The organism is Enterobacter sp. 50793107 (assembly GCF_001463365.1).
GTDB classification, from domain to species: domain Bacteria; phylum Pseudomonadota; class Gammaproteobacteria; order Enterobacterales; family Enterobacteriaceae; genus Enterobacter; species Enterobacter cloacae.
Genome location: NZ_LNII01000080.1, coordinates 1 through 13,175, shown reverse-complemented (window position 1 = coordinate 13,175; position 13,175 = coordinate 1). Strand labels below are relative to the sequence as shown.

Genomic DNA, 13,175 nt, shown 5'->3' with positions numbered 1-13,175 from the left:
GGCTTTTTTTATACCTGCGGTTTACCCTGGCTATGCTTAGCTAATGTTTTTTAAGGAGGAAGCCCGTGAATATTATTGCCATTATGGGGCCACACGGCGTCTTTTATAAAGATGAGCCTATCAAGGAGCTGGAGCAGGCCCTGCAGTCACGTGGCTATCAGCTGATCTGGCCGCACAACAGCGCTGACCTGCTGAAGTTCATTGAGCACAACCCGCGGATCTGTGGCGTGATCTTCGACTGGGATGAGTACGACCTGGAGCTGTGCAGCGATATCAACAAGCTGAATGAATATCTCCCGCTGTATGCGTTTATCAATACCCACTCGACCATGGACGTCAGTGCACAGGATATGCGGATGGCGCTGTGGTTTTTCGAATACTCACTCGGCGTGGCCGAAGATATTGCGGCCCGCATTCAGCAATATACCGGCGAGTATCTGGATAACATCACGCCGCCGTTTACCCGGGCGCTGTTTACCTATGTGAAGGAAGGGAAGTACACCTTTTGCACGCCTGGTCATATGGCGGGGACGGCTTATCAAAAAAGCCCGGTTGGCTGTCTGTTTTATGATTTCTTCGGCGGTAACACCCTGAAAGCGGATGTGTCGATTTCGGTTACCGAGCTTGGCTCATTGCTGGATCACACCGGTCCACACCTTGAAGCGGAAGAGTACATTGCCCGCACCTTTGGGGCCGAGCAGAGCTATATGGTGACCAACGGTACGTCGACGTCAAACAAAATCGTCGGCATGTATGCCGCCCCGGCCGGAAGTACGTTACTCATCGACCGTAACTGCCATAAGTCGCTGGCGCATCTGCTGATGATGAGCGATGTCGTACCGCTCTGGCTGTCACCCACGCGTAACGCGCTGGGGATCCTGGGGGGAATTCCGCGCCGTGAATTCACCCATTCAGCCATAGAAAATAAGGTGGCGGCGATCCCCGGCGCAAGCTGGCCGATCCATGCGGTGATCACCAACTCCACCTATGACGGATTGCTGTATAACACCAACTGGATCAAACAGACGCTGGATGTCCCCTCGATCCACTTTGATTCCGCGTGGGTGCCTTATACCAATTTCCACCCCATCTACGCGGGTAAAAGTGGAATGAGTGGCGAACGCGTGCCGGGCAAAGTGTTTTTCGAAACGCAATCGACGCACAAAATGCTGGCTGCGTTTTCCCAGGCCTCGCTTATCCATATCAAAGGTGAGTACGACGAAGAGACGTTTAACGAAGCGTTTATGATGCACACCACCACCTCACCAAGTTATCCGCTGGTGGCCTCCATTGAAACGGCTGCGGCGATGCTGCGCGGCAATCCGGGCAAACGTCTTATCAATCGCTCTGTAGAGCGCGCGCTGCATTTCCGCAAAGAGGTTCAGCGGTTAAAAGATGAGGCTGATGGCTGGTTCTTTGATATCTGGCAGCCGGAAGAGATTGACGAGGCGGAGTGCTGGCCAGTCGCGCCGGGTGAGGAGTGGCATGGCTTCCGTGATGCCGATGCCGACCACATGTTCCTCGACCCGGTAAAAGTGACCATCCTGACGCCGGGCATGGATGAACAGGGCAACATGAGCGATGAAGGCATTCCGGCCGCGCTGGTGGCGAAATTCCTTGATGAGCGCGGCGTGGTGGTGGAGAAAACCGGACCGTATAACCTGTTGTTCCTGTTCAGTATTGGGATTGATAAAACCCGCGCGATGGGTCTGCTACGTGGGCTGATGGAGTTTAAGCGTGCGTACGATCTGAACCTGCGCGTGAAGAACATGCTGCCGGATCTCTATGCGGAGGATCCTGATTTTTATCGCAATATGCGTATACAGGATCTGGCCCAGGGGATCCACAAACTGATCCGCCAGCACGATCTGCCGCGCCTGATGCTGCAGGCGTTTGACGTCTTGCCTGAGATGAAACTGACGCCGCACAAAGCCTGGCAGCGACAGGTGAAAGGGGAGGTAGAAACCGTTGAGCTGGAAAATCTGGTGGGACGCGTCTCGGCCAATATGATCCTGCCTTATCCACCGGGCGTACCGCTGCTGATGCCGGGAGAGATGATCACCGAAGAGAGCCGTGCGGTGCTCGATTTTCTGCTGATGCTCTGTTCTGTGGGGCGTCACTACCCGGGCTTCGAGACGGATATCCACGGTGCGAAACGTGATGAAAATGGGGTTTACTGGGTGCGAGTCCTAAAATAAAGGTGGCTGCTTGCCAGGGGCGGGTTTTCGGTTGTAACGTTCAGGCATCATAAAAGGAGAAGCTATGCTGGGTTTAAAACAGGTTCATCATATTGCGATCATTGCCACCGATTACGCCAAAAGTAAGGCCTTTTATTGCGACATTCTGGGCTTTACGCTGTTAAGTGAGGCCTATCGTGTGGAGCGCGACTCCTGGAAAGGCGATCTGGCGTTAAACGGGCAGTATGTGATTGAACTGTTCTCTTTTCCTTTCCCGCCTGCGCGTCCGTCCCGTCCGGAAGCCTGCGGCCTGCGCCATCTGGCTTTTAGCGTGGATGATCTTGACCGTGCGGTAAAACATCTTGAAGAGCATGGCGTGAAGTGCGAAGCGATTCGTGTCGATCCGTTTACCGACAAGCGTTTTACTTTTTTCAACGATCCGGACGGTCTTCCGCTGGAGCTTTACCAGCAGTAAGCGCCATCCTGTGTGATAATGCCCGCTCTGTTCGGGCATTTTTTATGTGTAATTCTCTATGACCCTACCCGCTATTGCGCAAGCCGTTTCACCGTATCGCCAGCTGCTGGTGGGATTTAGCGGTGGCCTGGATTCCACGGTGTTGCTCCATCGCCTCAAACTCTGGCGCGATCAACAGCCTGACGTTCAGCTCCGGGCGATGCATATACATCATGGGCTGAGTCCTCATGCCGACGCCTGGGTTGCGCACTGTGAAGCGGTGTGCTCGGCCTGGGCGATCCCGCTTGAGATTAAACGGGTGGTGCTCAGAGATGAAGGGCTCGGTATTGAAGCGCACGCGCGTAAAGCGCGCTATGCCGCATTTACCGCGGCATTACAGCCCGGCGAAGCGCTGGTCACGGCACAGCACCTTGACGACCAGTGCGAAACCTTCTTGCTGGCGTTAAAACGGGGAAGTGGCCCGGCGGGGCTCTCCGCCATGCCTGAACGCTCTGATTTTGCCGGGACGCAATTATTGCGTCCGCTGCTTGGCGAGTCGCGCGCATCGCTGGAAGCCTGGGCGCAGCAATATCAGCTGAGCTGGATTGAAGATGAGAGCAATCAGGACGATGGCTACGATCGTAATTTCCTGCGTCTGCGTGTTTTGCCGTTACTGACCGCACGCTGGCCGCACTTTGCAGACGCAACAGCACGAAGCGCCCTGCTGTGTGCCGAACAGGAGAGCCTGCTGGATGAACTGCTGAGTGAAGAACTGGCTGAACTGATTTCGGTAAACGGGGCGTTGGCGATCGCACCGCTGGAGGCGATGAGTCCGGTTCGTCGGGCCGCGCTGCTGCGCCGTTGGCTGGCCTCTCACCGTGCAACGATGCCATCGCGTGCCATGCTGGGACGTATTTGGGACGAAGTCGCCCAGGCGCGGGAGGATGCAACGCCGTGCGTGCACCTGAACGGTTTTGACGTCAGGCGCTATAAAGGCCAGCTGTGGTGGGTGAAATCGACCCCCTCGCTTGCAGATGTGGTGCTCGGCTGGCCATCGCCTGCGAAACCGCTGCTGTTGCCCTGGGATATGGGAAGCTTGTCTCTGGAGACGCCAGGCCATGTGCGTTTACCGAAAGCCGAAGAACCGGTCACCGTGCGCTTTAAGGCCAGCGGTATGCTGCACATTGTCGGACGTAACGGTGGAAGGAAGCTCAAAAAAATCTGGCAGGAGTGCAATGTGCCGCCCTGGTTGCGCGATACCACGCCGTTACTTTTTTACGGTGAAACACTGATTGCGGCGGCAGGGGTATTCATTACAGAAGAGGGCTGGGCAGAATCGGGCGTGAGTCTGGAGTGGAAAACGTAACGGGCAGCCAGGCTGCCCGTTAGTGTCATCAGGATTCGCTCACCACGACGGTGCCGATTTGCGGGTGGCTGAAGCTGGCAATTTTGTCCAGGCGTAGCTCACGCGTCGCACCGGCGTCTTCCACTATCAGATATTCCACATTCTTACGTGAAACCAGGTCGCTGGCTTTCGCCTTCAACACTTCGCCATCTTTTAACTCCAGCGTCAGTATTAAATGATGCTGGCAGGCGAGTTCGAGGTTGTCATAGTCATCACAATTGATGGGTTGATAAGTATCATTCATCGACATAATCGCTCACCAGTAAATTCGCCGCAGCATACGCTGCTTTTTCCCTGACCGATTCTGAAAGGCTCTCATCAGAGGCCACTTCATTAAGCACTTTCAATACACAGCCCAACGCATCCGGGACATATCCCAGATCTCCGCTGGCGATTTCCGCATACCGTTTGCGAATTAGCTCACAATAATTATTCACATCCCCTCCCGCCAGCGCACTGACTTACTGTGAGATATCATTAAGCCTACGAAGATAAACTCGGTTTAGCAAGGTGACTATACCATACTCATTTAAGCAATATCAGAGCCTTGATGGCGCCGTATTCATCACGGCGTAACAGCCTTTTGCTGCTGTTTTCGCTACAATGTGCGCCTGATTCGAAAGGAGTTCTCCCATGGCGCTGAAAGCGACAATTTATAAAGCGGTGGTCAATGTGGCTGACCTTGACCGCAACCAGTTTCTGGATGCGTCATTGACGCTGGCGCGTCACCCCTCTGAAACCCAGGAGCGCATGATGCTGCGCCTGCTGGCGTGGATTAAATATGCCGACGAGCGTCTGCAGTTTACCCGTGGCTTAAGCGCAGAAGACGAGCCGGAAGCCTGGCTGCGTAACGATCATCTGGGTATCGATTTATGGATTGAACTTGGTCTGCCGGATGAGCGCCGCCTCAAAAAGGCGTGTACCCAGTCTGCGGAAGTGGCGCTATTCGCGTACAACCAACGCGCTGCGGAAATCTGGTGGCAGCAAAACAAGAGCAAGAGCGGTCAGTTTAAAAACCTTACGGTCTGGTATCTGGATGATGAACAACTGGCGCAGCTGAGCGAATTTGCCAGCCGGACGATGACTCTGCAGGCGACGATCCAGGACGGTGCAATCTGGCTTTCTGACTCTCAGAATAATCTGGAAATTCATCTGGCGGCGTGGCAGCCTGCTTCATGATCGTGTTGTCCCGAAACGTCAGCATCCCGGACAATGAGCTGGAGATCACCGCCATCCGTGCGCAGGGGGCGGGGGGACAGCACGTTAACAAGGCTTCAACCGCTATCCATTTGCGCTTTGACATTCGGGCCTCAAGCCTGCCAGAGTATTATAAGGAAAGTCTGCTCGCTGCCAGCCATCATCTGATCACCAGTGACGGTGTCATTGTGATCAAGGCGCAGGAGTACCGTAGCCAGGAGTTAAACCGGGAAGCGGCTATGGCCAGACTGGTGGCGGTGATAAAAGAATTAACTACGGTGCAAAAAAGCCGTCGGGCAACGCGGCCAACCCGCGCATCGAAAGAGCGTCGGTTGTCGTCAAAGGCTCAGAAATCCACAGTGAAAGCACTACGCGGTAAAGTTCGTCGCCCTTTGGATTGACGAAAAGGAACACTATTTCATAAGGAATTCATTGTGAAAAAAGCATTATGGTCAGCGTTGGCAGTGAGTACGCTCTTTGCGCTTTTCGGATGTAACAACCGTTCGGAAACGCAGGTCCTGCAGCCCACGCAGAATGAAGAGCTAAAGCCAATGCAGCAGAGCTGGCGCGGCGTACTGCCTTGTGCCGACTGTGAAGGCATTGAGACGTCGCTGTTCCTGCAAAAAGACGGTACGTGGGTCATGAATCAGCGGTATCAGGGCGCGAAAGAACCCTCCTCTTTTGCGACTTACGGGACATGGGCACGCACGGCCGAGAAGCTGGTGTTGACCGATACGAGTGGTGAGAAAACGTATTTCCGCGCCAAAGGCGAGGGGATGGAGATGCTCGACCGTGAAGGCAACCCGATTGAATCCCAGTTCAACTACACGCTGGCTCCGGTGAAAGCGGCGCTGCCGGCCACGCCGATGCCGATGCGGGGCATGTATTTCTATATGGCTGATGCGGCCATCTTTACAGATTGCGCAACGGGTAAGAAAGTGAGCGTGGCGAACAATGCCCAGCTGGAACGGGATTATGCGGTCGCACGCGGAAATGACAGTAAGCCGGTATTATTGACGGTCGACGGTCACTTTACGCTGGAGCCAAACCCGGATAGCGGCGAGTTGGTGAAAACCCTTGTGGCAGATAAAGACGCGAAGTTCGCGGCAGGCAAAGACTGTAACAGTAAATAACGCTGGCTTTGCGCCATGAAAAAACCCCGCCTGAGCGGGGTTTTTTATTTAACCTTTGATGGCTTTTACCAGGTAATCAAGGATATCACCGGTCTTGATCATCTGTTTTTCGCCGCTACGACGGTATTTATATTCAATCTCGTCGCTGTCGAGGTTACGGTCACCGATAACGATGGTATGAGGAATACCAATCAGTTCCATATCAGCAAACATCACGCCAGGACGTTCTTTACGGTCGTCCATCAGCACTTCGATACCCTGCGCGCGCAGCTCTGCGTACAGTTTCTCAGCCAGCTCCTGCACACGGTAAGACTTGTGCATGTTCATTGGCAGGATCGCCACCTGGAACGGCGCGATGTTATCCGGCCAGACAATGCCACGCTCGTCGTAGTTCTGCTCAATCGCCGCAGCCACCACGCGCGTGACCCCGATACCGTAGCAACCCATGGTCAGGATCTGGTTACGGCCATCTTCACCCTGAACGGCAGCGTTCAGCGCACGGGAATATTTATCGCCCAGCTGGAAGATATGGCCCACTTCGATGCCGCGTTTAATCATCAGGGTGCCCTGGCCATCCGGGCTTGGATCGCCTGCAACGACGTTGCGGATATCCGCCACTTCTGGCGTTGCCACATCGCGATCCCAGTTGATGCCAAAGTAGTGTTTACCATCAATGTTAGCGCCTGCAGCGAAGTCGCTCATCGCCGCAACCGTGCGGTCAATCACAACAGGCACAGGCATATTCACCGGACCCAGAGAGCCTGGGCCTGCGTTTACGACGGCGCGGATTTCTGCTTCCGTTGCGAAGGTCAGTGGGCTGGCAACCTGTGGCAGCTTCTCAGCTTTCACTTCGTTCAGCTCGTGATCACCACGTACCAGCAGGGCAACCAGCGGATATGCACTGCCTTCAGTAGATTTCACCAGCAGCGTTTTAACGGTTTTTTCGATCGGCAGCGCAAACTGCTCAACCAGCTCGGCAATGGTTTTGGCATTTGGCGTGTCAACCAGCGCCATTTCCTGGGTTGCCGCGCCGCGTGGTTCTTTTGGTGCCAGTGCTTCAGCAAATTCAATGTTTGCCGCGTAGTCAGAGGAGTCAGAGAAGATTACATCGTCTTCACCACTCTGCGCCAGAACCTGGAACTCATGGGACGCGCTACCACCGATAGAGCCGGTATCGGCTTGCACAGCACGGAAATCCAGACCCATGCGGGAGAAGATTTTGCTGTAAGCCTCGTACATTTTGTCGTAGGTCTCTTGCAGAGATTCCTGAGAAGTATGGAAAGAGTAAGCATCTTTCATCAGGAATTCGCGAGAACGCATAACGCCGAAACGCGGGCGAACTTCGTCACGGAACTTGGTCTGGATCTGGAAGAAGTTCAGCGGCAGCTGTTTGTAAGAGCTCAGCTCATTGCGAATCAGATCGGTGATCACTTCTTCATGCGTCGGGCCGAGGACGAACGGACGCTCGCCACGGTCAACGAAGCGCAGCAGTTCAGGGCCATATTGCTCCCAACGGCCGCTCTCCTGCCACAGGTCAGCGGGCTGAACCACGGGCATGGACACCTCGATAGCACCGGCGTTATTCATCTCTTCACGCACGATGTTTTCGACTTTTTTCAGGACGCGCACGCCGGTCGGCAGCCAGGTGTACAACCCGGAGGCCAGCTTGCGGATCATCCCGGCGCGCAGCATCAGCTGATGGCTGATGACTTCGGCGTCGGCAGGTGTCTCCTTCAGTGTGGAGAGCAGATATTGGCTAGTACGCATGTTGTTACGGTTCCATTTCGACGATTGGAACAGGCTGAAACGCCAGCCTGACACAAAAAAAGTGGTTTAGTTTACCAGTGTGGTAAAGATGCCAAAAGAGAGGAGAAGAAAATTACCTGGGTTCCAGGGCAAACACTTCAAAACCGGTCTCTGTCACGCGCCAGCGGACATTAAAATCCAGCAGCCAGACGGCGTAGGTTTTCCCGGCTTCCTCTTCTTTACGGTAGGCTGGACGCGGATCCTGCGCCAGAACGTCTACGATAAAGTCCCGCAAACGGGGATAGCGCTTTTCCAGTTGGCCAATTTGCGTAAGCAGTTCTGGCGTAAAGTGAACAGGCATATCCGCCTGCGGTGCTTGCTGGGCGTAGCTGGCCCGGGCATCTGGCAACGCTTCGGCAAAAGGCAGATAGGGTTTAATGTCGATAACCGGGGTGCCATCAACCAGGTCAAGGCTGCCTAACTCCAGTATCACCTGATCTTTCTGACAGCGTATTCCTTTCAGTTCAACCAGCGACATGCCGATCGGGTTTGGACGAAAGGTTGAGCGGGTCGCGAATACCCCCATCCGGGCATTTCCGCCCAGACGAGGAGGGCGCACCGTAGGACGCCAGCCACCGTCCATCGTCTGGTGAAACACAAAAACAACCCATAAATGGCTGAACGCCTCAAGCCCGCGCACCGCATCGGCCTGATTATAGGGCGCAATCAAGTGAAGTTCACCGCTGCCGCTGGTGACCAGACCCGGCTGGCGTGGCACGGCAAACTTCTCTTTGTAAGGAGAGCGGATAACGCCTATCTGTTCGAAATGAAAGGCACTCATTTCGCCGAAATGGTCAGCGCCGAACCAATACACACCGCCTGACGATAGCAGCCTGGTGTCCCGCTGGTGACTTCACAGCTGTGCAACAGTACCGCGTTAGCTTTCATTTTGGCCGCGTTGATCTGCATACGTTTACGGGCTGTCGGAATGTTGGGTGGGGAGTCCTGATTGGTAGCCTGACAGGATTCACCGCTCACCTCACCGAGCTCACGGAAAGGCTTGCCCACGAGGTCGTCGGCTTTGGTAATGATACGTACCGGCGCAGGGCGAGGCGCTTTAGGTTTAACGGGCTCTGCTTTTGGCGGGGTTGCAGTGCTTTGAACGGGTTCAACTGGAGATCTGCTTAGCATAGAACAGCCGCTCAGCATCAGTGCTAAAAGACAGATCGGTAAAGCACGCATAATAATTCCTCAGTGGATAATCAAAACGTCAGATATTGAATCAGTTGACTGCACAAATGACAAGACGGGCAGAAGCCCGTCTTGATGATATTACACTGAGGTCAGATTACCAGCCTTTAACCGCGCCGCCGTTAAACACTTTGTTGGCTTCCTGGTAAACTTCTTCAGACTGATAAGCCTGAACGAATTTCTTCACGTTTTCCGCGTCTTTGTTGTCTTCACGGGTCACGATCAGGTTAACGTACGGGGAATCTTTGTCTTCCACAAAGATGCCGTCTTTTGCCGGGGTCAGGCCAATCTGGCTGGCGTAGGTAGTGTTGATAACAGCCAGGGCGATCTGCGCATCGTCCAGAGAGCGTGGCAGCTGTGGCGCTTCCAGCTCAACAATTTTCAGATTTTTCGGGTTCTCGGTCACGTCGAGAACGGTCGGCAGCAGGCCAACGCCGTCTTTCAGTTTAATCAGGCCCACTTTCTGCAGCAGCAGCAGGGAACGGCCCAGGTTAGTTGGATCGTTTGGCACAGCAACCTGAGAGCCTGGCTGCAGTTCGTCCAGCGATTTAATCTTCTTGGAGTAGCCCGCGATTGGGTAAACGAAGGTGTTACCCACAGCAACCAGTTTGTAACCGCGATCCTTGATCTGCTGATCCAGATACGGTTTGTGCTGGAAGGCGTTGGCGTCAATATCGCCTTTGCTCAGCGCTTCGTTCGGCAGAACGTAATCGTTGAAGGTCACCAGCTCAACATCAAGGCCATACTTCTCTTTTGCCACTTTCTGAGCGGTTTCAGCAACCTGCTGTTCTGCACCCACGATAACGCCCACTTTAATGTGGTTGGGATCTTTTTCGTCCTGACCACAACCCACCAGTGCCAGAGAGCCGATCAGCGCGCCTGCTGCAGCAAAGGTCTTTAATTTAAACGCCATGTTTTTATCCTTAACTCGTCGAGTTTGTGTTGTGTGTAACGTTATTTGTGCGTAACAGCCCGGACGATGCGATCGCCAGAGAACTGGATGAGATAAACCAGTACAACCAGCAATACCAGAACGGTATTCATTACGGTAGCGTTATAACCAATATAGCCGTACTGGTAACCAATCTGGCCTAAACCGCCAGCGCCAACGGCACCGCCCATCGCGGAATAACCGACCAGGGTGATAAGCGTAATGGTTGCCGCATTCACCAGGCCTGGCAGTGCTTCCGGCAGCAGAACCTTGCGCACGATCTGCATCGGCGTGGCGCCCATTGCGCGGGAAGCTTCGATCAACCCGGTTGGAATTTCAAGCAGGGCGTTTTCCACCATACGCGCGATAAACGGCGCGGCGCCAACCGTCAGGGGAACAATGGCCGCCTGCAGACCAATAGAGGTGCCGACAATCACGCGGGTGAATGGAATCATCCATACCAGCAGAATAATAAACGGGATAGAACGGAAGATATTCACCAGCGCAGAGAGCGTACGGTACAACTTCGCGTTCTCAATGATTTGACCCGGACGCGTCACGTACAGCAGTACGCCGACCGGCAGGCCAATCACAAAACCAAAGAAACCGGATACAAAGGTCATTGCCAGCGTTTCCCAAACGCCGCGAACCAGCAGCCACATCATCGGCTCAGACATAACCCAGTACCTCTATTTTTACGTGATGTTCTTGCAGCCAGGCAATTGCCGCCTGGGTTTCTTCTTGTGTGCCGTGCATTTCCGTCAGCATGATGCCGAACTTCACGCCACCGGCGTAATCCATCTGCGCGCTGATGATGTTGTTGTTCACATTGAAGCGGCGCGCGGTTTCGGAAAGCAGCGGGGCATCAACGGACTGACCGGTGAACTCCATTCGCAGCATCGGGACGCTGTCCGTCGTGGGTTCGGTTTTCAAACGCTCCAGATAATCTTCCGGAATATCCAGATGCAGTGTGGACTGAATAAATTGCTGCGCCAGCGGGGTCTTAGGATGTGAAAACACTTCACTTACCGTGTCCTGCTCAATCAGTTCACCGTTGCTGATCACGGCAACACAGTCACAGATGCGTTTTACGACATCCATCTCGTGCGTAATAAGGAGGATCGTCAGGCCGAGACGACGGTTAATGTCTTTCAGCAGTTCCAGAATAGAACGGGTGGTGGCCGGGTCTAATGCGCTGGTGGCTTCATCGCACAACAGCACTTTGGGATTGCTTGCCAGCGCACGGGCAATGGCTACACGCTGTTTTTGTCCGCCAGAAAGATTGGCCGGGTAGCTATCATGTTTATCACCCAGACCCACGAGATCCAGCAGCTCGGTTACGCGACGCTTAACCTCATCTTTAGGCGTGTTGTCGAGCTCCAGCGGTAAGGCGACGTTGCCGAACACCGTGCGTGACGCCAGCAGGTTAAAGTGCTGGAAGATCATGCCAATCTGGCGACGCGCTTTGGTCAGTTCTTTTTCTGAGAGCGCGGTCAGTTCTTGTCCGCCAACTTCTACGCTGCCCTGGGTTGGGCGCTCAAGCAGGTTAACACAACGGATCAGTGTACTTTTACCTGCACCCGATGCGCCAATGACGCCATAAATCTGACCAGCAGGAACATGCAGGCTGACATTGTTCAGCGCCTGAATGGTTCGGTTCCCCTGCTGGAACACTTTGGTGATATTGGAAAGTTTAATCATTAGATTATTTTTATCGTATGTAAGTTAGCCGTGGCATTTTCGTCTGCCAGATACGGGTGATGCCCGTAAACAAAACGGATGTTAAGGCATCCAGACGTCTAAATCAATCCAACTCTGTGCGATGAGCACTTTATTGCGCTGCGATTCATGAGATACTAGCTGAACACGCCTTTTTCAGGAGCAAACCGGTGGCAAAATCAGTACCCGCAATTTTTCTCGATCGTGATGGCACTATTAATGTGGATCACGGTTATGTTCACGAGATTGACGAGTTCGAATTTATCGAGGGCGTTATCGATGCCATGCGCCAGCTAAAAGAGATGGGCTATGCGCTGGTGGTTGTCACCAACCAGTCTGGTATCGCGCGTGGCAAATTTACCGAAGCGCAATTCGAAACGCTGACGGAATGGATGGACTGGTCTCTTGCCGACCGCGGTGTTGATCTTGATGGCATCTATTATTGTCCTCATCACCCGCAGGGAACGGTAGAAGAGTATCGCCAGACCTGTGATTGCCGTAAGCCGCACCCGGGGATGTTTATCTCGGCGCAGGAATTTCTGCATATTGATATGGCCGCTTCTTATATGGTGGGCGATAAAATGGAAGATATGCAGGCGGCAACCGCGGCGGGTGTGGGTACCAAAGTATTAGTTCGCACCGGCAAATCCGTGACGCCAGAAGCAGAGACTGCAGCGGATTGGGTGATTAATAGCCTGGCCGAGCTGCCTGAAGCGATCAAAAAGCACCAAAAATAGGCTTTTTGGTGAAAAGATGAGCGGTTGAAATAAAAATGCATATTTCCGCTTGTCATTCCCCGGAGGCCCCCTATAATGCGCCTCCATCGACACGGCGGATGTGAATCACTTCACAAACAACCCGGTCGGTTGAAGAGAAAAAATCCTGAAATTCAGGGTTGACTCTGAAAGAGGAAAGCGTAATATACGCCACCTCGCGACAGAGCGCTGAAGCGCGTCGCAACTGCTCTTTAACAATTTATCAGACAATCTGTGTGGGCACTCAAAGTGACATGGATTCTTAACGTCGCAAGACGAAAAATGAATACCAAGTCTCAACGAGTGAACACGTAATTCATTACGAAGTTTAATTCATTGAGCATCAAACTTTTAAATTGAAGAGTTTGATCATGGCTCAGATTGAACGCTGGCGGCAGGCCTAACAC

15 protein-coding genes are annotated in these 13,175 nt (G+C 53.6%); 7 read left to right on the top strand and 8 right to left on the bottom strand.

From position 1 onward, the window contains the following. Positions 1-65 precede the first annotated feature (65 nt). From APU11_RS12265 to tilS, 3 genes are all read left to right on the top strand, one after another. On the top strand, positions 66-2,198 hold the full coding sequence (locus APU11_RS12265; protein ID WP_058650404.1) for a lysine decarboxylase LdcC: 2,133 nt from the start codon (positions 66-68) through the stop codon (positions 2,196-2,198). A 64-nt stretch (positions 2,199-2,262) separates the two neighbouring features. Continuing rightward, positions 2,263-2,652 (top strand): VOC family protein, encoded by a 390-nt coding sequence (locus APU11_RS12260; protein ID WP_013095668.1) that lies wholly within the window; start codon positions 2,263-2,265, stop codon positions 2,650-2,652. Between the two features lie 58 nt (positions 2,653-2,710). Continuing rightward, on the top strand, positions 2,711-3,997 hold the full coding sequence (tilS, locus tag APU11_RS12255) for a tRNA lysidine(34) synthetase TilS (RefSeq protein ID WP_048971830.1): 1,287 nt from the start codon (positions 2,711-2,713) through the stop codon (positions 3,995-3,997). A 28-nt stretch (positions 3,998-4,025) separates the two neighbouring features. Here the strand turns inward: tilS and rof are convergent, their stop codons facing one another. Together rof and APU11_RS12245 are read right to left on the bottom strand one after the other, a co-directional pair. Further along, positions 4,026-4,286: a Rho-binding antiterminator gene (gene rof, locus APU11_RS12250; RefSeq protein WP_014830722.1), complete on the bottom strand. Its 261-nt coding sequence runs from the start codon at positions 4,284-4,286 to the stop codon at positions 4,026-4,028. Next, positions 4,273-4,473: a YaeP family protein gene (locus tag APU11_RS12245; protein ID WP_008501889.1), complete on the bottom strand. Its 201-nt coding sequence runs from the start codon at positions 4,471-4,473 to the stop codon at positions 4,273-4,275. The genes rof and APU11_RS12245 overlap by 14 nt, the downstream gene beginning before the upstream one ends. A 196-nt stretch (positions 4,474-4,669) precedes the next feature. Here APU11_RS12245 and APU11_RS12240 point away from each other — a divergent pair, with 196 nt between their 5' ends. From APU11_RS12240 to nlpE, 3 genes are read left to right on the top strand one after another with little or no spacing between them, the layout of a single operon-like run. Beyond that, positions 4,670-5,215, top strand: a complete 546-nt coding sequence (locus tag APU11_RS12240; protein ID WP_013095672.1) for a YaeQ family protein — start codon at positions 4,670-4,672, stop codon at positions 5,213-5,215. Beyond that, entirely contained in the window at positions 5,212-5,634 is a 423-nt protein-coding gene (gene arfB / locus APU11_RS12235) for an alternative ribosome rescue aminoacyl-tRNA hydrolase ArfB (RefSeq protein ID WP_013095673.1), read from the top strand. Before APU11_RS12240 ends, arfB begins: the two co-directional genes overlap by 4 nt. 33 nt (positions 5,635-5,667) lie before the next feature. Then, positions 5,668-6,366: an envelope stress response activation lipoprotein NlpE gene (gene nlpE / locus APU11_RS12230; protein ID WP_013095674.1), complete on the top strand. Its 699-nt coding sequence runs from the start codon at positions 5,668-5,670 to the stop codon at positions 6,364-6,366. Between the two features lie 48 nt (positions 6,367-6,414). Here the strand turns inward: nlpE and proS are convergent, their stop codons facing one another. The 6 genes from proS to metN form a co-directional block, all read right to left on the bottom strand. After that, a complete protein-coding gene (gene proS / locus APU11_RS12225; RefSeq protein ID WP_058650403.1) occupies positions 6,415-8,133 on the bottom strand; it encodes a proline--tRNA ligase in 1,719 nt (572 codons plus the stop codon). A gap of 112 nt (positions 8,134-8,245) precedes the next feature. Then, the gene (gene tsaA / locus APU11_RS12220) at positions 8,246-8,953 is read right to left on the bottom strand and encodes a tRNA (N6-threonylcarbamoyladenosine(37)-N6)-methyltransferase TrmO (protein ID WP_020688560.1); all 708 of its coding nucleotides are present in this window, start codon (positions 8,951-8,953) and stop codon (positions 8,246-8,248) included. Then, a complete protein-coding gene (rcsF, locus tag APU11_RS12215; RefSeq protein WP_023621752.1) occupies positions 8,950-9,354 on the bottom strand; it encodes an Rcs stress response system protein RcsF in 405 nt (134 codons plus the stop codon). Before rcsF ends, tsaA begins: the two co-directional genes overlap by 4 nt. 106 nt (positions 9,355-9,460) lie before the next feature. Continuing rightward, positions 9,461-10,276 (bottom strand): methionine ABC transporter substrate-binding lipoprotein MetQ, encoded by an 816-nt coding sequence (gene metQ, locus APU11_RS12210; protein WP_013095678.1) that lies wholly within the window; start codon positions 10,274-10,276, stop codon positions 9,461-9,463. A gap of 41 nt (positions 10,277-10,317) precedes the next feature. Then, entirely contained in the window at positions 10,318-10,971 is a 654-nt protein-coding gene (locus APU11_RS12205) for a methionine ABC transporter permease MetI (RefSeq protein WP_003856130.1), read from the bottom strand. After that, positions 10,964-11,995 (bottom strand): methionine ABC transporter ATP-binding protein MetN, encoded by a 1,032-nt coding sequence (gene metN / locus APU11_RS12200; protein WP_023621751.1) that lies wholly within the window; start codon positions 11,993-11,995, stop codon positions 10,964-10,966. The genes APU11_RS12205 and metN overlap by 8 nt, the downstream gene beginning before the upstream one ends. A gap of 188 nt (positions 11,996-12,183) precedes the next feature. Here metN and gmhB point away from each other — a divergent pair, with 188 nt between their 5' ends. Next, positions 12,184-12,750 carry a D-glycero-beta-D-manno-heptose 1,7-bisphosphate 7-phosphatase gene (gmhB, locus tag APU11_RS12195; RefSeq protein ID WP_058650402.1) on the top strand — a complete coding sequence of 189 codons (567 nt, stop codon included), beginning with the start codon at positions 12,184-12,186 and terminating at the stop codon, positions 12,748-12,750. Positions 12,751-13,175 lie beyond the last annotated feature (425 nt).

Bases quoted from the DNA above. Each gene is read 5' to 3' on its own strand.
- APU11_RS12260 (WP_013095668.1), top strand. From the start codon at position 2,263: ATGCTGGGTTTAAAACAGGTTCATCATATTGCGATCATTGCCACCGAT.
- tilS (WP_048971830.1), top strand. From the start codon at position 2,711: ATGACCCTACCCGCTATTGCGCAAGCCGTTTCACCGTATCGCCAGCTG.
- rof (WP_014830722.1), bottom strand. From the start codon at position 4,286: ATGTCGATGAATGATACTTATCAACCCATCAATTGTGATGACTATGAC.
- APU11_RS12240 (WP_013095672.1), top strand. From the start codon at position 4,670: ATGGCGCTGAAAGCGACAATTTATAAAGCGGTGGTCAATGTGGCTGAC.
- arfB (WP_013095673.1), top strand. From the start codon at position 5,212: ATGATCGTGTTGTCCCGAAACGTCAGCATCCCGGACAATGAGCTGGAG.
- proS (WP_058650403.1), bottom strand. From the start codon at position 8,133: ATGCGTACTAGCCAATATCTGCTCTCCACACTGAAGGAGACACCTGCC.
- tsaA (WP_020688560.1), bottom strand. From the start codon at position 8,953: ATGAGTGCCTTTCATTTCGAACAGATAGGCGTTATCCGCTCTCCTTAC.
- rcsF (WP_023621752.1), bottom strand. From the start codon at position 9,354: ATGCGTGCTTTACCGATCTGTCTTTTAGCACTGATGCTGAGCGGCTGT.
- metQ (WP_013095678.1), bottom strand. From the start codon at position 10,276: ATGGCGTTTAAATTAAAGACCTTTGCTGCAGCAGGCGCGCTGATCGGC.
- APU11_RS12205 (WP_003856130.1), bottom strand. From the start codon at position 10,971: ATGTCTGAGCCGATGATGTGGCTGCTGGTTCGCGGCGTTTGGGAAACG.
- metN (WP_023621751.1), bottom strand. From the start codon at position 11,995: ATGATTAAACTTTCCAATATCACCAAAGTGTTCCAGCAGGGGAACCGA.